Genomic DNA, 22,436 nt, shown 5'->3' with positions numbered 1-22,436 from the left:
ATCCCGAATTGGGCATTGTTAAATAGTTACAATGTCCATTTGGGGTATGTTAAAATAAGCTAAACTTTAGGGCAAAGATTAGGGCAAAACGATGAGTCAATTTGATTATTTACGAGCACAACTTGCCGAAAATGTATGGGCAGGAAAACCCATTCTGACAGTAGCTGATGCTGTCAATCAAGGAGTAACTAACGGAAAAGATTGGTATTTTAGTTTGCCCCATATCCAATTTATTATGGCAAATCCAGTGATGGCAGGTATCAAAGACTTATTAGTAGCATCCCAAACGGTAGGAAATACCGTGATTGATTGCAGTTTGGTATTTCTCGAAACGGTGAATGGAGTTAACCGTGCTTACAACAGCAAAGCATTCACAAACTTAGCCGGCAAAGGTCAGCAAGAATTAGCAAGTCTCCTTCCATCAACAAGAGAAAGGATAATTTATGAAACATCGGTGATGGCGTACAACGAATCGTTGAATTTACCTCAACTATCAGTAACGATCGACTCGATCGATGCCGACATTCGAGCGATTCAGCAAGGGGGAGCCACAGCCGAAGCTCAAATAGATACATGGAAATCACAAGCTCTTACTAGAGTCGAGCAACTTAAGGCAGAGATTTTAGCAACGATAGAATCTCTGACCGGGAATCCACGCCGGAACGCTCGCGCACGTATCCGACGGGCAGAGGCAGCACGAATTGCTATGACTACGAACACGATTCCTAACATCATTGCTCACAATCCATACTCCATCAGCTCAACCTACAACCACTCCATCAGCTCCATTTACAGCCGTCCGCCCGTGTTGAACAGTGCATTAGTACCGATCGCAGTAGGTGGAGCAGCTACGATCGCAGGGGCAGTGGGTGTGCTCACAAGCATTGCCAGTTGGCTGCTAGGGAGTTTTTTCCTGAAATCATTCAATATTCCCGCAGTTTTGTTGCCAGCGCTGACGAATACCGTGGTGTCGATCGTCCTAAAATTATCGGGCAGTTCAGGCGGTGCTGAAGCGGTTCGTTATTTAGCGGCATCTGCTCTGAAAGCTGGAGTAAGTTTGTTGCCCCGGCTCTTTGGTACTACAGGAATGCAAGCAAGTGGTTGGGCTTATTTGATGAGTTGGGCAGCTCCTATAATTGGTGCAGCCGTTATCATTGCCACAGCCATGAGAAACCGAACCGATCTTGCTGAATTCCTTTACGTTTTCGCAGATATTGGTGATAACACACCAAGAAAGTTTAACTTGTCGTTATCGCATATGTACGACACGAATCAAGTTGAAATTTTGGAGAAATTGAAGAGTAATGCAAGAAGTTTAAAAAATAAAGCTCTTGTGCCGATCGAGAAAATTATCGGAGTTGGACTAAACGCTAAACGCGAATTTATTCTTGGCTATGATTTAACCAATCCTGATGAACCCATTCTTATTCCCAAGGACGATATTATTACCACATTAGGAGGGGACAAAGTTGCTAAAATAGCAACAGGAAAATTTTACTTTGGCGACTAATATGCCTACGGATTACGACCTTGAATATTCTTGGGTTGATGAGAGCTTAGGACAAATTGCTACTACTGCTGTTTGGTCAGTTTGGGATTGTGTTCTTAAACAATGGTCAAACACTCCTAAAGTAACTCTCCGCAATATCCTTCTCTCTGGCTGGCATCAAGACGCTGGCAAAGAGCGATTTTGTATTGGACAAATCCCCGAAGATACCAAGAATGCGGCTCTTCTCGACCCCTTTATTGCTAATAAGAACGATCGATATATCCTGGACTTAGCTAGTGGCTCTCGTAACCACGGGAGATTCACTTTTAATATGGCTCCGATCGGCTCAAACTACTATGGTAGCAAAGGAACTGAGCAATGGAAACGCATCATTTACGGGAGCATTATGCACACCGGATGCAAACACTTAGTAGGTAGAGAATTTAACTTTGTCATTGTAGATGATACCCGGCGTGATGCTCAAGGTAATCCCCAAGATGACCCCACTAATGGTAGACACTGGAACAGCGGAGACAGCCATGCTAAAGGGTCTAAGGAGTTTCTTACTATACTTGGCACAGGGGATGTTCACTTACCCAATGACGAAGGAATTCCACTCCAATTTCGGATAGCCTCATTTAAGAAGTGGGTAGCCAAAGGAACGATCGCTCACAATCCAGAGTTAGATGGCTCTGGCTATGATTTAGTCATCCCGTGGAGTTCACTAAAAGGCAACAAACCCCCACTCGGAAACTATAGACAAAAACTACTTTGTGGATTGGTATTTGAAGGAGAAAAACGCACGGCGAAAGCGGGTTGGATGCTATTTCAATGGTTCAAGTTTGAAACTCTGGAACAAGACAGAATAATCAGCCGACTCCGAGAAAAATGTGAAAAATTAGCAGCAGCTACTAACTCAATTCAAGCTCTGGCTAAAGAGTTGAGAATCCATCAAGTAGAAGCCGAACAAGAACGCGAACAAGGCGATAGTATTCAGTCAGAAGCTGAATATGTCAATACTGCAATGGAGATAATTAAATACGATATCAAAGGACGACTTCTGCTTCATCCTTACATCACAGGCAAAGTAGCAGAAAGACTTCAGGCAGTTTGGCTTAACTTAGCCAAAGCAGCCGGGGTTCGTTTTTGGTCGCTGATGTCGCAGCCAGATGAATATTTCCAGAAATACGAAATCACTGATAAAGACGGAAAAACTACTTTTACTGAGAAAGTTTTTTGTGCACCTGGGATGGCTCCTGGCGAGTACATCGTATTCTGCAATCCCATGAGGCATTGGGGAGATTGTCAACTGTGGATTAACAGAATTGAAGGCACTTATGCGCGGGGAACGAACCTCATGGCGGCATCCACCAAACTGATGCTGGGTCTGGGAAGAGATTTTGATGGTGATTTCGTTCAGCTCATCGCCTCTGATCAATATCCGGCGCTGAGAGATGCGATCGCCAATTTCGACAAACCTCCCGAAGTTGACAAACTTCCTAAAATGGCGCTGACGGGAACACTCCAAGAAGTCGCGATCAATTCGATGAACGACATCACCGGTGTAGTTGCCTCACTTCTGGGTCGCGCCAGAGCAGCGGGGGTAGAAGGAATAGTCCTGAACATCCCGCCGGGAGGAATGCAGACTGAGCCAAAAGAGATGGCTATCATCAATTTCCTGAGTCAGGAACTTCAAATCGCGGTTGATTCCCTCAAATCGGCATATCCCAATAACGATAAGGGTTTGAAGGCGGTTACTGATTATCTCAACGGTCTGGGAGACGCGGGCAAAATTCCGTGGCTCAAAGATTTTAAGGAGAAGGACACTTTTTTAACTCGACCCTGTGCGGTTGCCAATGATGCGATCGATACCATCTCCCGGCTCGTCAAAGTGGTTAACTCCTACTGGCGGCCAGCTCAGCTAGAAACTAACATCGATATCAACTCGTTTCACAATGCGCTGTTTGTAGGTGTAGAGGTAGCCCAAGAACAGATGGATTTTGCGTTTGAACAGCGCAAGGGATATGGCTCAGAGATGGGATCTGCGATCAGATGGAAGGAAGAAAATGAGGGTGACACTACCAAACTCCGGGAAGTCTCCGCTAAATACCAGGCTCTCAAAAACTCAGCCCTTGAACAATTTGCTGATGCCCAAGGCCAGGCTTATACCGATAAATCTTGGGCTGCTGCTTATTGGCGCGCGGTGCACTTTAAGGCTACTGAGCTCAGCACTGGGTCGCTGGTGTTTAACTTATTCCGGGAAGAAATCGTGACTGAATTGCAAGAGAATCCTGATACTCTGCCCTACTTCGGTGTCTTTAATGTTCACAAACAAGAACCCAATGTCTGGAGCCGAGGTGAATGGACTGGACAGAATGTACTCATTCGCATTGTCCAGCGTCTCAAACCTGCTGTGGGTCAGCAAGCCGCGCGAATGGAATTAGCGATCGATATGAGGTATCCCGAAAGTACCAAAAATATTGGCTATTTTCCCCTTGGATGGGTTGGTGAAAAATATCGAAGTAAGGTTGCGATCGGTGAAACTCGTTCCATGCGCTGCTACACCGATGCCAAACTTATGGATGAGTCAGGAAGAATCACTACTAAAACTGTCCGCTTGTACAACGAATCGCTGACGCAAGAACAGATTGACTTCTTAGAAGGCAATTTCCCAGCAGGTCTTTACGGGCCCGAAGATTTTGGTTTGCCACCCAATTAATAGTAAGTGGTATTTACGACAAGTGGTAAATACCACCACTTTTTCACTTATTTGAGACTCAAAAATGGCAAAAAATGAGTAATAATTTGTCTGATTTATTGTGCATTTAAAATAATTAAGGCATAATCAAATTAAGCGTCTATCTCAATCCAAATTTTAATTATGGCTTCAGTTGTTGAAAATCTTCCATTTGGAGAAGTTATCTCCAGTGTCCTAGCTTCTCTAGAAAGCGGAAAGGATATCAAAATCGAAGGGTTTGGCACTTTCTCTTTGATTGAAAAACCAGAACGGGAAGGACGAAACCCAAGAACAGGCAAACCAACCACTTACAAGCCTACTCGCCGACCGAAGATTACGTTTGACAGGAAGTTCCTTGAAAGGGTTTATGCCGGTACAAATGCTTCTGAAATTTCGACTGAAACCACTTCGACTGAAATAACTCCAGTAGCAAGCCCTGTAATGACTCCAGCTCCCGTAGCAGCTCCCGCACCAGCCCCGGTAGCAGCTCCAACGGCTCCTGTTTTGCCTCCTCCAATTCCAGCAGAATTGCTTACTCCTTCGGCACCACCAATTATCTGGCAAATCAAAGCCCCAGACGGTAGCTTTATCGAAGTTCCGAGCCAGGATCTATCCAAGTGGGGAGTTGGTGCAAATACTCCAATCTACTCTGCTGCCACTGGTTGGAAATTAGCAGGGAGCATTCCTGAACTTGTGGGACTGGTTCAATAAGAAGAGCTTCAGCTAAACTGAATCGGCGGCGAACCAACTGCATAAAAAAAACCTGAGTCACTGCACCCAAGCTCAGGTTTTTTTCATGTTTCTTGTTTCTAACAATTTCTAAGAATTGGTTAGAATTTCTTAGCAAGTTTAAACAAAAGCAGAAAATACGGGGTGTCTCAAAGCACCCGTAGCAGTAATGCCAAGATGGATAACTTCGACTATTCTGCCCATATAATTAGCTTGGTTAGCCCAGATAGTCGATCGCTCCGCATCAGTAAATCCAGTCCCGACTCTGGCATTGACAATTCGCTCGTTGAGAGTGCCGCCAACTAAGAGATTGCCCAACGACGCAGAATATTTCCCTGTGCCTTTGGTGAACCCGGTAACGGGCAAGCGGTCTTTCACAAAATTCTTGACCTTCAAAAGTGCGATCGATCGACCCTGAAAATAAACAGAATTTGGGTTCCGCAACATTATTCCTTCAGCCGATTGTCCTGATGATTTGATTGAGTCGGCTTCCGCTTGAATGACCAGAGGATTATTCTGAATCAACCTCTGCGGAACGCAGCTAACCTTCCCCATTGCCGGAAAGATTTGCTGAACCTGGCTATATTCATTGGCTGCCACGATGTTGGGATATTGAGTGAAGCCGATCGCAAAGATGCGAAATTCCATCCTCTGTTTCGCTTCGACAACGGTTGCTGTAGTTTTCGTCGATCGAGCAATCCCAGAAATTTTATCAAAAGGTTCTCCGGGGATGTACAGCTCACCGTCAATGAAAGACAAATTGTTGGCTAGCCGGATGCTTTCACAGATTTGCTCAATTTCGGTCAATCCTGAATATCGAGTCAAGCCCGATCGACTCCTCAATCCACTGGTCGGGTTCTCATACAAACAGCGCACTCCATCCAGTTTGGGGCTACTGAGCCATTCAGCAACACCATAGTTTTTGGTAGGACTGTAAGTATTTGCTAATTGCAGTAACATCTTTGTTGCTCCTCATTAAACAAATCGACCCAAAGCAGGGCTTCGGAGGTTGCCTGTTGATGTCAAACCCATGTAAACTATTTGAACTTGTTTGCCGATATAAGAATCTCTGTTCATCCAGAGATCTTGTTCCTCTTCATCGTTTAAGCCGTAAACACGAGAAACTTTATTAACTCCATTCACCATGCCTTCAACGGACATATAACTCACGTAACCCACTATTGGATTTTGCGTAAATCCGACAACAGTAAAGATTCCGCTTGTTATCCCCTTCACTTTAAGAAGATTGTCCGATCGCAGTCCAGAATAAACTGAGTCCAGATTTCTGAGGATGATTCCTTCAGTTCCTCCAGCATTTAGAACGGTGGTTGCTTCATCCAGAACGCCTAGAGGTGTGTTCCCAATGAGTTTTTGAGGAATCAAACTAATCATTCCCTGTGCCGGAATGATTTGTTGCATGAGATTCATCATTTGTTGTGCTGTTAGGGCGGGATTTGTTGCCGAACCAACAGCAGAAACTCGGAATTCAACAGCAAATTTTTCATTAAGTTCATAGGTGGCTCGATCGCGAATTAATACCGTAAGCTCCTCGAAAGTTCTACCAGGAATGAACAGCTCACCGTCAAGGAAAGACAAATTGTTAGCGTCACAGATGGCGCGACAAGCTAACTCAAGTCGATCGAATCCTACAAATCGTGTGGTCAAAGTCTGGCTTCTTAATCCGCGTGAAATGCCGTCCCGCGTGTAAATGCAGCGAACTCCGTTGAGTTTAGGACTGCTTAGCCAGAATCCAACCATGTATTCTTTAGCTGGATTGTAAGTATTTGGTACTTCTGCTACAAAAGTCATGGTTTTTCTTAGTTAACTGCCATGATGAAATTGCTGACGCATCGGACTTGTTCGTTCACGATTTTGTCAAACATAAGAGCCAAATCTCGGTTATTTGGTTGGAATCTCATCAATCCCCATTGACCAGTAGCAGCAATTGTTAAGTCAGGCTTGAAAATCATTGCTGTGGAATGGAACCAGGTGTTAAAGACAGTAGCTGGCATATTTCCACAGATAATCATGCCGGAAATGTTGGCGTATTGGATAAGCACATCTACGTTAACTCGAACTAATTTGCCACAGGTTTGATAGGTTACATTGCCTGTTACGTTCCACGATAAAGGCAAAGAAATTGGTGCTGACCAAACAATGCCTGCTGGCCCGGCTGGTCCAGTAGCGCCAGTTGCACCCGTAGCTCCTGTAGCTCCAGTTGGTCCAGTTGGTCCAGCAACGCCTTGAATTCCCTGAGCGCCCGCTGCACCAGTATCACCAGTTGCACCTTTCGGGCCCATAACACCCTGAGTTCCCGCAGCGCCAGTTGCACCAGTTGCACCAGTAGCTCCGGCTTCACCTCTAGCACCAGTTGCACCCGCAGCGCCGGGAATTCCTTGCGCTCCAGTATCACCTTTAGGGCCGATCGCACCAGTTGCACCAGTCGCCCCAACATCACCTTTAGGACCGATCGCACCAGTTGCACCAGCGACACCTGGATTTCCTTGCGCTCCAGTCGCACCAGTCGCACCAGTCGCGCCAGTAGCTCCGGTTGCACCTGTTGAACCAGTGTCACCTTTGAGTCCAGTCGGCCCTTGTGCTCCAGCGGAACCAGTTGCACCTTGAATTCCTTGAGCGCCAGTTGAACCAGTTGGGCCGATCGCTCCTGTGTCACCTTTAGCTCCCGGAAGTCCTTGCAAACCTTGATCGCCTTGTTTAGCTCCCAAAGTCCAGAAGATCGACGGCGGTGGATTATTCAAACTCGGGCCGGTGGCAATATAACTGCTTCCGTTATAGGCAACAGCATCAAACATGGCGTATTGGAATGTTGGGCTCCAATTTCCACGCCAAATCAAGCCGGGTCGCCCTTGAGAACCTTGTGCGCCTGTTGCACCTTGTGGTCCAGTTGCACCAGCCGGCCCCATTTGACCAGTCGGGCCGATATCACCCGGTATACCTTGAATTCCTTGCTGTCCACGTTCGCCGGGAGTGCCGGGATTACCTTGCAAACCTTGCGAACCCATTTCGCCTGCAATTCCTTGATCACCGCGATCGCCTTTTGGACCTGCGGGGCCGGTTAAACCGATCGGGCCAGTAGCGCCAGTAGCGCCCATATCGCCAGCAATTCCTTGATCACCTCGATCGCCTTTTTGACCTTGCGGGCCCGTCAAACCGATCGAACCTGTAGCGCCAATATCGCCGGGAATTCCTTGATCGCCACGATCGCCTTTAGAACCCTGTGGCCCTGTCAAACCAATCGGGCCGACAGAACCCATGTCGCCAGCGATGCCTTGATCGCCACGATCGCCTTTTTGACCTTGCGGGCCAGTTAAACCAATATCACCAGCAGGGCCGACTGTGCCGGGAATGCCTTGATCACCTCGATCGCCTTTTATGCCGGGAGCGCCTTGCGGGCCGGTTAAACCTGCCGGGCCGGTTGCGCCCATATCACCGGGAATTCCTTGATCGCCACGTTCACCTTGAATTCCGGGACTGCCTTGTGGGCCGGTTAAGCCTGGATTTCCTTGAGAGCCAGTAGCGCCAACTAGACCTTGATCGCCTCGATCGCCTTTCTCACCGGGAACGCCAGGGATGCCTGGATTACCAATATCGCCTTTCTCGCCTTGCGGGCCGGCAATCCCAGGCTGACCCTGTAAACCTTCACCACCAGTTGCGCCGGGGGTGCCTGGTAAACCACGTTCGCCCGGTTCACCTTGAATGCCTGGATTTCCTTGAGGCCCTGGACTACCAGCCGGGCCCGTCAAACCTTGAATGCCTTGAATTCCTTGACTGCCTGCTTCGCCTTTTTCACCGGCTACACCGGGAGAACCTGCTACGCCATCAACACCCGGATTTCCTTGATCACCTTTCGGGCCGATCGGACCGATCGCACCAGTCGCGCCAGCAGTGCCGGCAATTCCTTGATCGCCTTTCTGACCTGGTGCTCCTGTTTCACCAGCCGGCCCGATCGCACCTACTGCACCGGGTTGACCATCCGCGCCGGGATTTCCTGGATCACCTTTAATACCTTGCGGGCCGACAGCACCAGCAGGACCGATCGCACCGGGTGCACCTGCTGCACCGGGCATACCATCTGCACCATTCGCGCCGGGATTTCCCGGAATTCCCTGAATCCCTTGAGCGCCAGGATTACCTGTTGCGCCTGTTGCGCCGGGAGTTCCAGGCTGACCAACATCACCACGATCGCCTTTTTCGCCGGGAATGCCTTGAGGCCCGATCGGACCAGCCGGACCGGTTAAGCCGATCGGACCTTGTGGCCCAACGATTGCCGGCTCTGGAGGAATAAGAGTAACATCCCGAGAAGCGGTCGCAACAACACTCGTGCCAACCATCAAATCAGCGCGTAGAGTTCCATTTTGTGTGATGGCTGTCTCGAATGGAATCCAAGGAGATTCTTTGATAATTGTGCCATTGAGAGTGAAACGGACAAAAGAGTTAGTTGGCGGATATGCTACATCAGCAACTACTACAGTTTGTCCTGAGTAAAGAACAGGAGCGCGTAAGGCAATTGTTGGAGCATTGACCTTGACTTCAAAATTGATTTGAGCGGTCGATCGAACTGTAACTGGAGCTGTTCCAGAAATATCCTCGACTTCAATTAGGTGAACACCTGCGGTATTAATTGGAATCGACATTCCAAATTGATAGATAGGTGCAGCAGTAGTTCCTACATTTGTGGCTGTGGTATCTGTCCCAACAACTACACCATTCAATTTGAAACGAACATCGGTATTGGTGTTAGTGTCAGTGACTGCTGTAACGGGGAGAGAATAGGGCAATCCTCCGACTTGAATGCTGGGTTGAGTGGGAGATGTGATTCTAATTGGCATTAGCTTAACCGCCTAAAATTTGATAGACAAACAATCCCTTTCTTGGCATCGGCGTACCAAGAAAGAGATTACTGAAGCAAGGCTGAAACTAGCTTTGAGAGAGAAGAATTGGGGTTTCGCGCTTAACAATCCCGCGTTTGGTGGGGAATCAGGTCTGAATCAAAAGAGTCTGAGCGATAATAACCTCAAGTTCCATTGACTCTCCGACAATCATCAGACTGGTGTAAGCGTCGGGAGTGGGACTAGCATCATCAGAAACCCGGATAACTTTGGGATTCTGTAACTGGCTGAAAACTTGGTAAAGTTCAGTCAGATATTCGATAGCTTCGATCGGCATTAAAATGCCAAAAACCGCCTCTGCCGGAACAGTTCCGTCCATTGTCAACCCTTGATTCTGAGTAACTGTCGCCAACTCGGTCAGCGCATTTCTAATCAAAGGCTGGAAGAGTTCATCAAGGGTTTGATAAGAAATTGCCCGATTTGCCGGAGGTTTGTAAGTAGGGGCTTCGGGATTCAGCGCCTTGATGGCAGCTCTCCGCATTGAAGCATCTCTGGCGAGAATAGCTACGTCATCAAATGGCTGCTTCCCTCTTTTAATTGACAACAATGAGTCGCCTTCGGATTGAGGCCAGAAATTGTAATCGGCGATCGTTTGGCGCAGTAGTTTTGTGGCTAGTCCTGCTGTTAACACCATGTCAGTAATCAACTAATAAATTATTTTTTAGCTTATATCCCTTTTCTATTTTTGAGTTTATACACCAAAAAGTTGACTTTTATCCCCATTTGTTATAGAGATAAAAGCCAAAAATGTTAAACGGACTCTGACCAATTAACTAAAATAATAGAGACAGAATCTTTGGGAAAATTATTAACTTTAAAGTTGTCCTGTAACGTCGTAACTACTTTTTCGGCTTTTTCCTTAGTATCAAAGAAATAGGCTTCTTCAAAATCAGTAATCCATTCAGGAGTTTCATAATTAGCCAAGAACAGAATACTACCATGTTCGGTAGCAGCAGCGATCGAATAATAGGCGTAACAGATAACAAATCTGTGCTGAACTAAAGAAAGTGAATCAGCATTAGTGTTGGAAACGGGGGAGTTTGACATAAAAAACCAGTAGCGAACTGGTAAACCGCTGCTGTCGGGTAAGAAGTTAGGAAACCAGAGGCTGGAAAGTGTGAATTCTTGCCCAATCGAAACTGTTTCCGATGTAACTGTCGAATAAATGATTGTCACCACGAAACAAAACCTTGTTGGCAGAAAACCAATGACTTTCGCCAGTACAATCTCGAACTAAGGTAACGTGAGTTCGGGATAAGGAAAAACCAAAAAAGGGGCAAAACAGGTAGCCTAGAGGTACCAACCAACCAAGTAACCTGGATTGCCTTATGCCTACTGTAGAAGAACTATTTTGCTCGGTCGATGACTTCTGCCAAGTTTTTGAACATCAATGGCAAAGTCAACTGATAGGTCATGATTTGCAAGTGCGCCAACGCAAGCGCAGCTTATGCTTGAGTGAAATTATGACTATTCTGATCGGGTTTCACCAGTCGTATTACCGGAATTTCAAAAGTTATTACCTTGAACGAGTCCAAACCCAATGGCAGAGCCATTTTCCCAAGTTGGTTAGTTATAATCGCTTCATTGAATGGGTCCCGGATACACTCGTCCCCCTATGCGCGTATCTGGGCTCTTGCTTTGGTGCTTGCACAGGAATTAGCTTCATGGATTCCACTTGCCTGAAAGTCTGTCATAACCGCAGGATCAGCCAGCACAAAGTGTTTAAAGATGTCGCTGCTCGCGGGAAAACCTCTGTCGATTGGTTCTTTGGTTTAAAGTTACATCTAGTCATCAACGATCAAGGCGAGTTACTTAACTTTCAAGTTACGCCTGGTAATGTAGACGACCGAAAACCTGTGCCTGACTTGTTGCAACATCTGTTTGGCAAAGTGTTTGCTGACAAGGGTTACATCTCCAAAAAAATGTTTGAGGAATTGATGGCAAGCGTCGGTGTGCAAGTGATTACTAAACTCAAACGCAATATGAAACAACGTTTGATGTCTTTGAGTGATCGTCTGCTGTTACGAAAACGTGCTGTTGTTGAGACTGTTATTGACCAGTTAAAGAATATTTCTCAGATTGAGCATTCCCGACATCGTTCCCCCGTTAACTGCTTTGTCAATATTATCTGTGGGTTGATTGCTTATTGCCATCAACCCAAAAAGCCAGGAATCGCCATGGATAAAAACTTGCTCTGTTCTGCTTAACCCGAACTCACGTTAAGGTAAAGGAACGGGAGTAACAGGGAACGATCGGAAGTTCAATTGCCCCAACTGCCCAACCGGGACACCAATGGTTTCCATAGTAAAAGAAACAGTCTTTTGGTTCAGTAAACCAAGTAATGTGTTCTTGAGTAATTTTTAAGGTTTCCATAGAATCACCAGACAATTGCACTGAAACTGTTGATTTTTGCCCAATCGAAAGCATTTGCTGCGTAAGTATCGAAAAGGTAAGTTTGACGATGATTGCCCCCGCGAATGGCAACATTTTTAGCGGAAACCCAATGGCAGCCACCTTCAGCATCCCGAACCAAAGTCAAGCAGCGGGAATAGCTAGTAGGAATAGGAAGCTCAATTTGACCAATCGCCCAGCCCGGACACCAATTAGAGGGATTGTACAAGAAGAAACAATCTTTGGGTTTCAGAAACAAATCAATGTGTTTCTGAAATGTTTTCTGTTTTTCCATTGTTTCTATCGTTTTTGTTTCTCTTCAATTCAATTTCTGCAACAGCTTGATTGAAAGCTTCATCGGTAGGTTCTTCAATGATACCAATCAAACAAAACCATCGGAGTTGGATAGTACGTCCGCCTCGGCAAATAGTTTTTTCTGCGCTATGGCATAAGTGCTGGGAGCCGCTATTGAGGAGTTGGTCGTAATAATAAGTCAGTCGCTCGGGGGATAGTTCGTAGCTTGCGGGGCGCATAGCGCCATCGGTTTCTTCCCACCAAACGGGCAGGAATAGCAGCAGTTGGCTGGTACATTGTAAGCACTTAAATCTCTTGCCATGTGTTTGAGGGTTAGTATGAGTTCTGACCTCCCAGTAGAATGAGAGGTCAGTGGTCAGTAGTTAAACAGATTCTGCAATTTTATATGCTGATAGATTCTCATAGTTAAAGAGCAAAAACATCATCACCCCAAAGCGAAGCATAATGGTTTTCTTTTGCCCTGGATTGTTAGCTCGTAAGAAGCGCAAAAGCTGACGTAGCATTTCTTTATAAATTGCTGTGATTTGGTTCGATTTGTTATGAAGAGCTAAGAATCGATCGAATAGATAGGCAAGGTGAAGGCGACGGTTTCCGAAACTCGGCTAAATAAACCTTCATTTACATCGAAAAGCTAAAGAATCTGTGACAGAATTTCCAAATTCTCCTGATTTCCATTCATGAATTCTCTAGTTTTTTAAAGAATCACGGTCATCAGTTTGGTATAATTGTGACAGTAGCCAGTTCCATATTTGGAGACATTACTACCGGGAGCGTGGTGTTTGGCAGAATTTCAGTGAGCTAAACTTTACAGCAGCGATCGTCCAACTAATCTTTTGAAGCCGTGCCACAACTCGAACTTTTCTCGGAATTTCACCCCAAACCTAGCTATGCTAAATCTCCTCAACTAACGATGAGTTGTGAGGCGCTAAAGAGCTGGAAACAACGCATTTTTGAACACCAACAATCTGAAGGCGCTGACCAACCGCAACAGGGAAGTCTATTCGAGTTAGCGCCAAATCCCTGTGACCCTAACGCTATAGAACCCATTTGAGATCTATTGCTCTAACTGTAAGCCTTGTGCCATAGGGATTTTCAATCTTTAGTCGGCATTGCCTCCTGATTTATCGTCTTGTGGCTATTGAGTTATGTAAAACGGCTTGTTTGTTCGCCTTATTTTTTATGAAAAGGTTCAACATGGGTTCTATAAAGCTAGTTCCATGCTCTTTTTGGGCTCAAAATTTGTTTAAGTTCGGCGAGATTCAATCAATACAAGCAGCGAATCTAGACATCCCGTAAGTACAAGACGGTCGATGGGGTTTAAGAACTCCTTCTTAAGGGAGATCAGTCTGCTTACTTTTTGGCGGATATTGAATATGACAGATGTCATGTATTTAAACTGTATGAAATCTTCTAAAAGTTCGGTGTCCAAACAATCTGTTGTACTGGTGCAACCAGAGGTTAGCCATCTTATTCGTGAACTTCGGCAACTAACCCAACTGACCCAAGTGCAACTCGGAGAATCGCTGGGTGTTGCTTACGAGACGATTAATCGTTGGGAAAATAAACGGATTCAACCCTCCCCTTTAGCATTAAAGCAAATTCGGACGCTGGTTGCGGAATTGGGCCAATCATCTTCAAGCGTCGTTCGAGAGGGCAGCAAAAAGCTTTTCGCTCAGTATTTTTCAGAGAGGCAGGGTGTGTGAGTGATGCAGTAGAGGGGGCCAATCCTAAAAACTTATTTGCAGGCGATAGCGCGACGGCGATGCTGATGCGATCGCACAACTGGTCGCAAACGCCGCTGGGGGCGGTCGAAACCTGGTCAGACAGCCTGAAAACGGCTGTGCAGATCCTGTTGACAGAACTCGATCGAGCCAGCCCGCCAGAAAAGACGGCGCTAGAATCCGATCTGTCGCAGCACCGCACTCAAACAGCCGCCTTACGTCAAGCTGCCGGGGCCGATGCGTTTCGAGTCAAGCTCACCAATGCACTGCGCCCGCTGACAGATGCTAATGAGATTCAGGCGATCGCAGCCCGCATTCTGGGCGAGTCTCTAGGCGCAAGCCGCGTCATTTATGTTGAAGTGTTACCAGGCGGTAAGGAAGTCATCGTTCATAAAAACTACGCGAACAATGTTGCCGAACTGAGCGGGCTTTACGATCTGGAAGACTTCGGACGCAACCTGACAGACGATCATCTCGCGGGGCGAACGGCGATCGTTCCTGATGTGGCAAACTACCCTAAATACACAGCCAGCCAGAAGACAAGTTATCAAGCGATCGATATTGCCGCGCATATTGATGTGCCGCTGATCAAGAACGAGCAATTCGTCGCGTTGCTGGCGGTGCATCAGGCAAACCCTCGCCAGTGGACAGAAGACGAGATCAAACGAGTTGAAGAAACCGCAGAGCAGACCTGGGCAGCCGTTGAACGTGCTCATGCTGAAGCCGTTTCGCTTGAGAGTCGCACCGAACTCGAACGGCAACTGCGAAAGTTCGATGCCATCGTTGCTGCAATTCCCGATTTTATTTACACCTTCGATCTGTCAGGACGTTTCACGTATGTCAGTCCGGCGTTGCTCAATCTTTGGCAGAAAACAGCAGATGAAGCTTTGGGAAAGACCTTTTTTGAGCTAGATTATCCCACCGATTTAGCGACCCGACTTCAGCAACAAATTCAACAAGTCATCAAGACCCGCCAGCCGATTAAGGATGAAACGCCCTACACTAGCGCAATTGGCACACGCGCCTATGAATACATTTTTGTACCGCTTTTGGGCGCAGATGGTGCAGTAGAAGCAGTGGCAGGCGCGACGCGAGACATCACCGATCGCAAACTGGTAGAACAAGCTTTGCGCCAAAGCGAGGAGAAGAGCCGGAATATTCTAGAGAGCATCGCTGAAGCCTTCTTTGCTTTGGATGAAAACTGGCAGTTCACCTACGTCAATCACTCCGCCGGGGCACTGATCGATCGCACTCCAGGCTATTTAGTTGGCAAGAATTTGTGGGAAGAGTATCCAGGATTGGTTGGCAATGAGTGGGCGCAGGTTTACTGGAGTGCAATGCGCGATCGCGTGGCTGCCTCAATGACCGCGTTTTACCCGGATCACGATCGCTGGTACGAAGTTCGCACCTACCCCGCCCCAAACGGTATCACCGTTTATTTCAAGAATGTTACCGAGCAAATTCAAACTGCCGATCGCCTGCGTCAATCCGAAGAACGCTACCGGACGCTGTTTGAGTCGATAGGCGATGGCTTTTGCGTCATCGAGATGCTGTTTGATAAAGACGATCGCGCGATTGACTACCGCTTTTTAGAAGTCAATCCGTCGTTTGAACAACAATCAGGATTGGTGCAAGCAGTGGGCAAGCGGATGCTGGAACTCGCCCCAGATCATGAAAAGCATTGGTTTGAAATTTATGGCAGAATCGCGATAACGGGCGAACCGCTTCAGTTTGAGAATTATGCTAAAGCACTGAACCGTTGGTTCGAGGTGTATGCCTGTCGCACGGGTGAAGCCCAAGCGCGAAAAGTGGCGATTGTCTTCAAAGATATTAGCGAGCGCAAACGGGCAGAAGAACTTTTGCGGCGAAACGTTGAATTTAATGCTTTCCGCGTCTCTCTCGCTGACGCGCTGCGTCCGCTTGCCGATCCAGTCGAGATTCAAGCTACGGCCAGCCGCGTACTTGGCGAATATCTCGGCGCGAACCGTGTGGTGTACTTCGAGGTTCGTGGCACTGATTACGTCGTTGAGCGTGATTATGTTAACGGAGCCGAACCACTCGCTGGCAACTACCCCATTGATTCGTCCGGCCCCAAGCTGCTCGCAGCCTTCCGCACTGGTTGCGCCGTGTCCGTGTCCGATGTGGCAGCCGATCCTAACCTGTCCCCAGATCAGCGATCGGTCTACGCCGCGATTCAGGTTGGTGCTCACATCGGCATACCCCTGGTCAAGGAGGGCGAGTTCGTAGCTGGGCTGGCAGTCCACACATCGGAGCCACGAGCTTGGACACTGGACGAGGTTTCCCTGACGGAAGAAGTGGCCGAGCGCACTTGGGCGGCAGTCGAACGCGCGCACGCCGAAGCAGCCTTGCGAGAGAGTGAAGAGCTAAAGCAACGCATACTGCAAAGTAGCCAAGATTGCATTAAAGTCTTAACGCTCGATAGCGAAATCGTCTATATCAATCCAGGCGGGTTGTGCCTTTTGGAAATTGACGATCCGACGCTCGTTCTGAACGCCTGCTGGGTTGATTTCTGGCAAGGCGAAGAATATGAAAATGCCAAGGTTGCGATCGCGGCTGCCAAAGCAGGCAATACAGGTCAGTTGCAAGGCTATTTTCCCACTTACAAAGGCACCCTGAAGTGTTGGGACATTATTATCACACCCGTGCGGAATACCACTGGACAAGTGACGCAACTTTTAGCAATTTCCCGCGATATCACGAAGCAAAAGCAAGCTGAAACTGAACTGGAACAAATGCTGGCGCAAGAACAAGCTGCACGAGAAGCTGCCGATCGCGCCAACCGCATCAAAGATGAGTTTTTGGCGGTGCTGTCCCATGAATTACGATCGCCACTCAATCCGATTCTGGGTTGGTCCAAACTATTGCAGCAGGGAAAACTGAACGCGGCAAAAACCACAACGGCATTAGAGACGATCGAGCGTAACGCCCGACTTCAGGTGCAACTGATTGACGATCTACTTGACATCTCTCGGATTTTGCGCGGCAAACTACTTTTAACCGTGTTGCCCGTCGATCTGAGTAACGTCATCTCAGAAGCCCTGGAAACGGTTCGCTTGGCCGCAGAAGCGAAAGCTATTCAAATTTATACAAAGACTTTACCCAGTCTTGGCATCGTCATGGGCGATGCTGGACGGTTGCAGCAGGTAATCTGGAATCTGTTGTCTAACGCAGTCAAATTCACACCTCACCGGGGACAAGTCACTGTTACTCTATCTGTGGATGGAACCCACGCTGAAATTCAAGTTACTGATACTGGAAAAGGCATTCGCTCTGACTTCCTGCCATACGTCTTCGAGCATTTCCGGCAAGAAGATGGAGCTATCACTCGCAAATTTGGCGGCTTGGGATTAGGACTGGCGATCGTGCGGCAAATTGTGGAACTGCACGGGGGAAGAGTCGCGGTTGAGAGCCAGGGTGAAGGACTGGGGGCTAAGTTTACAGTTCGCATTCCGCTTGCGTCTCGCTTTCATGAATTGCCAGCGATCGAGCAGCCATCCGACTCAACCGGAGATTTAAGCGGCATTCATGTCTTAGTTGTGGATGATGAGGCAGACTCACGGGAGTTGGTGGCGTTTGTTCTAGAACAAGCGGGGGCGATCGTCACCAGCGTTGGCTCTGCAACTAAAGCACTGCAAGCATTTTCCCAAGCGGTTCCAGAGATCGTTGTCAGTGATATTGGGATGCCCGAAATGGATGGCTATATGCTGATGCGTCACATTCGTAGCCTGCCGGTTGAGCAAGGCGGACAAATTCCAGCGATCGCCTTGACTGCCTATGCTGGAGAGATGGATATAAAGCAGGCGATTGCCGCAGGCTTTCAACGTCACCTTGCCAAACCTATTGACCTAGATGCAGTGGTTGCGATCGTCACCGAATTACTATCATCAGGCTAAATCAGGCAAACTAAACGCCGCTTTGCTCTCAAATTACTTGATTTTTCCTACTACGGCTTCTTGTTTTCCTTTGTGACTCTTCCTGGCTCGTTTCCCAATAAACCCTTTTTTTTTAGTATCTGTCTTAATCGATCGGGACTTAGTTTAATAGAACGCTCTTTTTCTAATTTCTGGGCTAGTTGAAGACTGTTTTTAACATAGTTAGGTTTTTTCGCGCCGACCTACTTATCAGTTGCGGTTGATTTTGATGGGACGTGACAAGAGACCGACGAAAAGCCCAGACGATTGCGTCGGACGCAATTGATTAGGTCGCTTAAGGCTGAATTGGCGGGCGTGAGGTTGTTTGATGTGACCAGCGATTTCAGTTGCAAATAATCCTGGTCGTGATGGATGATTGCAGGCTCAGTTGCAGTTAATCCTGGCTCAGAATAAGTGTGATAGTATCAGTGCGATATTTGGAGATATTGCTACCGGGAGCGTGGCGTTTGGCAGAATTTTATTAAGCATACATTTTACAGCAGCGATCGTCCAACAATCTTAAAATCTGTGCAGCAACTCGAACTTTTTCCGCAACCCAAACCCAGCTCCGCTAAATCTCCTCAACTAACGATGAGTTCCGAGGCTTTGTATTCTTGGAAACAACGCATTTTTGAACACCAACAATCTGAAAGTGCGCCACAACCGCGACAGGGAAGTCTATTCGAGCTAGCAGTAAATCCTTGTGAACCCCACGATATAGACCCGTTTGCCCTGCAATTGCACAATCTCTCATTTTGTGAGAAACCGGATTGGGGCGATCGCACTTGCCTCTACTTCGTCATCGATAACGCGCTTCCCTTGCTGCTGTATGTGGGAGAAACACACCGCACTCCCAAACAGCGGTGGATGCACCACGATTGTCATAAGTACATTGAAAATTACATCGAACTGCACCGCCGCTACTCCCTGGATGTGAGTGTAGCTATTGCATTTTGGTACGGAGCCCCGAGTAACCGCAAACAGCGGCTGCAACTAGAGTCAGAGCTTATCTACAAGTGGCGATCGCCATTTAATAAGGAGTGTTGGCAGTGGTGGGGGCAGCCTTTCGGTAAGTAAAATCCATAAAAATCACACGTTAAAATTTAGGAATAATTGCATTAATATATCTAAATTGGCAATTAGCTTACCTATCTATTTTATTTGTAATGTTGAACCAAAAATTGATACTTCCTCCTAAACAGGCAAACACTCAACCTGAAATTTTAGTTTGTGGCGAGCCAGTGGTAATCATAGGAGCTAATGGTGCTGGGAAAAGCAGGCTGGGTTTGTGGATAGAGCAAAATCAGTCGAATCCTCAGAAAGTTCACAGGATTTCAGCCCAAAAGTCGCTGGATTTCCCGGAATATGTGCAATTGAAGAGTTTAGAGCAAGCCGAAAAGGAATTACTGTTGGGTACTAGCCAAGATCCCCAAGCTTGGGGGGGGCTACTTCAAACGAAGATGGTTCACCGGTGGTTAAGTAATCAGCGCCCTAACTTGAGTGTAACGGTTCCACTAAATGACTATGAAAGAGCGCTTGCTCTCCTTTTTGCTAAAAAATATCAAAGAGATAGTCAACTAGCTAAACGTATTAGAGAAATGGAACGTGAAGGTAAGAATGAGCGCCCTGAAATACCAAATTCGCCTGATGAAATATTGCTGAATATTTGGAAAGATATTTTACCCCATAGAGAACTGGTTGTTGAAGATGGAAAAATCACTGTTTTAATTTCGGGCAATAATGTCTATCAGGGAAGAGAAATGAGTGATGGAGAACGGGTAGCTCTCTATTTAATGGCGCAATGCCTATGCGTACCGCCTGATTCGATTGTAATTGTCGATGAACCTGAAGTTCACCTTCACAAATCCTTAATGAGCAAACTTTGGTCAAAAATTGAGGAAGCACAACCTAACTGCCTATTCGTTTATATTACCCATGACGTTGATTTTGCCGCTTCTAGAGTAGGTGCTAAAAAAATATGGCTCAAAAGTTACGATGGTAACCAATGGAACTGGGATGAAGTTCCAAAAACTGAAGCTTTACCAGAACCAGTTTTATTAGAGATTTTAGGAAGTAGGAAAAAAGTTATCTTCGTCGAAAGTGATAAAGGGGGTTTAGATTACAAAATTTATGAAGCGGTATATCCAGAATTTTTGATAATGCCTCGTGGTGGCTGTGAGAAAATAATTGAAGCAACTAAAGCTATGCGAGACAACTCAGCCCTTCATCATGTTGAAGCTTTTGGTATCATTGATATGGACTACAGACATCAAGATCAGATTGATGCTTGGAAAAAATTTAATATACTTCCATTGAACGTAGCTGAAGTCGAGAATATTCTGTGTGTTCCTGAACTATTAGAAGTAGTTGCTATTGTTCTCGGTCGTAACCCGCTCGATACTTGTCAGCAAGTTGCCAACTTTGTTATTAATCAATTAGAAAAAGATCTAGAATATCAAGCAGCACAACGTTCTGCATCAGAAATTGAATTCAAGTTAAATAGGTTTAATAAAAAAAAATGTAGAGAAAAAACTTCCTTCGTAAAAACTTTTGAGGATTTAGTAGTTTCTATTGATCCTCATGAAATTTACGAGAATAACTTGAGCTTGTACAAAAGCGTTATTGAATCGAAGGATTATACGAAAGCTCTTCTCCTTTACAATAATAAAGGTTTACCTTCTCTAATTTCGCATTGTTTTGGTTTAATATCTGGAGAATACCAACAACAAATTGTGAGATTGTTATGTAGTGACTATAAAAATGCTATTGTATCGGGACTGAAAAAGTATACTCCAACTCTAATTGGTTAGAGATAAAAAATTAACCGAGTGGGAGAATTATTTTTAACCATAATTAGGTTTCGCTTGTAAGTCACAGCGATCACATACTAAGAAGCAGACGCATCTCCACCGACCAATGAAAAAGTACCTCAACCTCGCCACCGCCCTCATCGCATCACTCAAGCCCAAATCCAAAACACCCATAATCGACACCTACGGTGAATCCACGCTGACCCAGGAACAGCAGCAAGCCCTGATGGAATGGCTCTTTGCTAGTTTGATGGGTGCGGGCTACTTCGGCAAAGCTCACCTCATCTGGGATGATGGCAAAGACAGAGAGCGGGAGATATTCACGGCATTGATGAGAAACGAGCCGATATTCCTGTACCGCCAAGGAGCGCGACCTACCCCAACGGTAGAGGGATATGGCTGGCGGCTGATTGGCGAACATCCGAGTTTGAGGGTGTATGAGTTGCAGGTGGAAGTTGAAGGAGATTGAGGGCGATCGATGATTTTGAAATGATCGATTAAGAATTACTGAGATTCGGGGTGGCAAACCCTTACCGCTCTTAACCTGCCACGAATATCCGAATCGGTCAAAAAGTCTTTAGTTTCAGCCGACACCAACTGTACAATCACAGTAAAGCTGATGAACCACCGCTACCATGACCGACTCGATCGCCACCCAACTCCAACAAGCTTCCAAAGGCTTGCTTTTCCTCAGCGAATCCGACGCTCCCTTTGAAATCATTCATTGGCCGGCACAAGGAGAACTCACCCCGGCGAAACTCTTGCAACTAACCGGACACCCACCCGATGCTTCAGTCGAAGTAGTGACAGTCGATAAGTTCTTCGCTACCCCCACTGCTGAAGAAGATTGGCACGACCAGGAGGAACGGGAAACGGCGAAGCGCTTTCAGAACTTGGTGAGCATCCTAAAGCAAAACCTTTCCCAGTTGCAGGTTTACCGAGTTGGCAGCATTGAGATTGATGTCTATATCGTCGGGATGACTCCCGCTGGCGATTGGGCGGGGCTGTCTACGAAATTGGTAGAGACTTGATTGCAACAGACAGGATGAACTATGATTGTTTGTTAATTATTGAGTTACGTAGAAACCATAATTAGACTCAGGAAGAGATATTGTAATATGAGCACGATCGGCACACTATTTAGTTGGCTTGCTTCTCTTTACTGTTTGGTTATGATAGGAATTTTATTGTTTTTCTCTTACACAGAGGGCAAGCCATTCCAGATGGGTATTATAGCTTCCTTTTTTATGTTCCTAATTGTTTTTCCTCCCCTCTGGTCTTACCTCGATCGAGAATATAATTTCAGGATTAACTGGCTAATCAAGTTTATTCTCTTCATCCTTTCTTACGGATTGCTAATGGCAAATGTTAATGCAGTTGGTTAAAAGTCTCAAGCAAAAAA

At 46.5% G+C, this 22,436-nt stretch carries 18 protein-coding genes; 11 read left to right on the top strand and 7 right to left on the bottom strand.

Features of this window, described 5'->3' with window-relative positions; all coding sequences use genetic code 11:
• Positions 1-91 precede the first annotated feature (91 nt).
• The 3 genes from QUA74_RS10620 to QUA74_RS10610 all read left to right on the top strand — a co-directional run bounded on the left by QUA74_RS10620 (position 92) and on the right by QUA74_RS10610 (position 4,937).
• Positions 92-1,510: a hypothetical protein gene (locus QUA74_RS10620; RefSeq protein ID WP_333327868.1), complete on the top strand. Its 1,419-nt coding sequence runs from the start codon at positions 92-94 to the stop codon at positions 1,508-1,510.
• On the top strand, positions 1,500-4,208 hold the full coding sequence (locus tag QUA74_RS10615) for a hypothetical protein (RefSeq protein WP_333327866.1): 2,709 nt from the start codon (positions 1,500-1,502) through the stop codon (positions 4,206-4,208). The genes QUA74_RS10620 and QUA74_RS10615 overlap by 11 nt, the downstream gene beginning before the upstream one ends.
• A gap of 162 nt (positions 4,209-4,370) precedes the next feature.
• Complete coding sequence (locus QUA74_RS10610; RefSeq protein ID WP_333327863.1) at positions 4,371-4,937, top strand: HU family DNA-binding protein; 567 nt, start codon at positions 4,371-4,373, stop codon at positions 4,935-4,937.
• 138 nt (positions 4,938-5,075) lie between these two features.
• Here QUA74_RS10610 and QUA74_RS10605 read toward each other — a convergent pair whose 3' ends face one another.
• The 5 genes from QUA74_RS10605 to QUA74_RS10585 form a co-directional block, all read right to left on the bottom strand.
• The gene (locus QUA74_RS10605; RefSeq protein ID WP_333327860.1) at positions 5,076-5,915 is read right to left on the bottom strand and encodes an ATP-dependent DNA ligase; all 840 of its coding nucleotides are present in this window, start codon (positions 5,913-5,915) and stop codon (positions 5,076-5,078) included.
• 15 nt (positions 5,916-5,930) lie between these two features.
• Entirely contained in the window at positions 5,931-6,764 is an 834-nt protein-coding gene (locus QUA74_RS10600; RefSeq protein WP_333327857.1) for a hypothetical protein, read from the bottom strand.
• 8 nt (positions 6,765-6,772) lie between these two features.
• Positions 6,773-9,805 carry a hypothetical protein gene (locus tag QUA74_RS10595; protein ID WP_333327853.1) on the bottom strand — a complete coding sequence of 1,011 codons (3,033 nt, stop codon included), beginning with the start codon at positions 9,803-9,805 and terminating at the stop codon, positions 6,773-6,775.
• 148 nt (positions 9,806-9,953) lie between these two features.
• Complete coding sequence (locus QUA74_RS10590) at positions 9,954-10,499, bottom strand: hypothetical protein (RefSeq protein ID WP_333327850.1); 546 nt, start codon at positions 10,497-10,499, stop codon at positions 9,954-9,956.
• Between the two features lie 116 nt (positions 10,500-10,615).
• Positions 10,616-11,044, bottom strand: coding sequence for a hypothetical protein (locus QUA74_RS10585; protein WP_333327847.1), 429 nt, complete (start codon positions 11,042-11,044; stop codon positions 10,616-10,618).
• 149 nt (positions 11,045-11,193) lie between these two features.
• On the opposite strand from QUA74_RS10585, the gene QUA74_RS10580 reads away from it, so the two are divergent.
• Positions 11,194-12,072, top strand: coding sequence for an IS982 family transposase (locus tag QUA74_RS10580; protein WP_333327845.1), 879 nt, complete (start codon positions 11,194-11,196; stop codon positions 12,070-12,072).
• Between the two features lie 7 nt (positions 12,073-12,079).
• Here QUA74_RS10580 and QUA74_RS10575 read toward each other — a convergent pair whose 3' ends face one another.
• Both QUA74_RS10575 and QUA74_RS10570 read right to left on the bottom strand, forming a co-directional pair.
• Positions 12,080-12,238, bottom strand: coding sequence for a hypothetical protein (locus QUA74_RS10575; protein ID WP_333327842.1), 159 nt, complete (start codon positions 12,236-12,238; stop codon positions 12,080-12,082).
• A 4-nt stretch (positions 12,239-12,242) separates the two neighbouring features.
• Positions 12,243-12,551 (bottom strand): hypothetical protein, encoded by a 309-nt coding sequence (locus QUA74_RS10570; RefSeq protein WP_333327840.1) that lies wholly within the window; start codon positions 12,549-12,551, stop codon positions 12,243-12,245.
• Positions 12,552-13,412: 861 nt separating this feature from the next.
• On the opposite strand from QUA74_RS10570, the gene QUA74_RS10565 reads away from it, so the two are divergent.
• The 7 genes from QUA74_RS10565 to QUA74_RS10535 all read left to right on the top strand — a co-directional run bounded on the left by QUA74_RS10565 (position 13,413) and on the right by QUA74_RS10535 (position 22,065).
• The gene (locus tag QUA74_RS10565; RefSeq protein ID WP_333327837.1) at positions 13,413-13,622 is read left to right on the top strand and encodes a hypothetical protein; all 210 of its coding nucleotides are present in this window, start codon (positions 13,413-13,415) and stop codon (positions 13,620-13,622) included.
• 322 nt (positions 13,623-13,944) lie between these two features.
• On the top strand, positions 13,945-14,274 hold the full coding sequence (locus QUA74_RS10560; protein ID WP_333327834.1) for a helix-turn-helix transcriptional regulator: 330 nt from the start codon (positions 13,945-13,947) through the stop codon (positions 14,272-14,274).
• 59 nt (positions 14,275-14,333) lie between these two features.
• Positions 14,334-18,206, top strand: a complete 3,873-nt coding sequence (locus QUA74_RS10555) for a PAS domain-containing protein (RefSeq protein WP_445302141.1) — start codon at positions 14,334-14,336, stop codon at positions 18,204-18,206.
• Between the two features lie 546 nt (positions 18,207-18,752).
• Positions 18,753-19,301: a hypothetical protein gene (locus QUA74_RS10550; RefSeq protein WP_333327829.1), complete on the top strand. Its 549-nt coding sequence runs from the start codon at positions 18,753-18,755 to the stop codon at positions 19,299-19,301.
• 89 nt (positions 19,302-19,390) lie between these two features.
• Positions 19,391-21,034: an AAA family ATPase gene (locus tag QUA74_RS10545; protein ID WP_333327826.1), complete on the top strand. Its 1,644-nt coding sequence runs from the start codon at positions 19,391-19,393 to the stop codon at positions 21,032-21,034.
• Between the two features lie 106 nt (positions 21,035-21,140).
• Complete coding sequence (locus tag QUA74_RS10540; RefSeq protein ID WP_333327823.1) at positions 21,141-21,503, top strand: hypothetical protein; 363 nt, start codon at positions 21,141-21,143, stop codon at positions 21,501-21,503.
• A gap of 166 nt (positions 21,504-21,669) precedes the next feature.
• Positions 21,670-22,065: a nuclease A inhibitor family protein gene (locus QUA74_RS10535; protein ID WP_333327820.1), complete on the top strand. Its 396-nt coding sequence runs from the start codon at positions 21,670-21,672 to the stop codon at positions 22,063-22,065.
• Positions 22,066-22,436: the final 371 nt, after the last annotated feature.

It is taken from the genome of Microcoleus sp. LAD1_D3 (assembly GCF_036702135.1).
Taxonomy (GTDB): Bacteria; Cyanobacteriota; Cyanobacteriia; order Cyanobacteriales; family Microcoleaceae; genus Microcoleus.
This window is presented reverse-complemented; position numbering and strand designations above follow the sequence as displayed.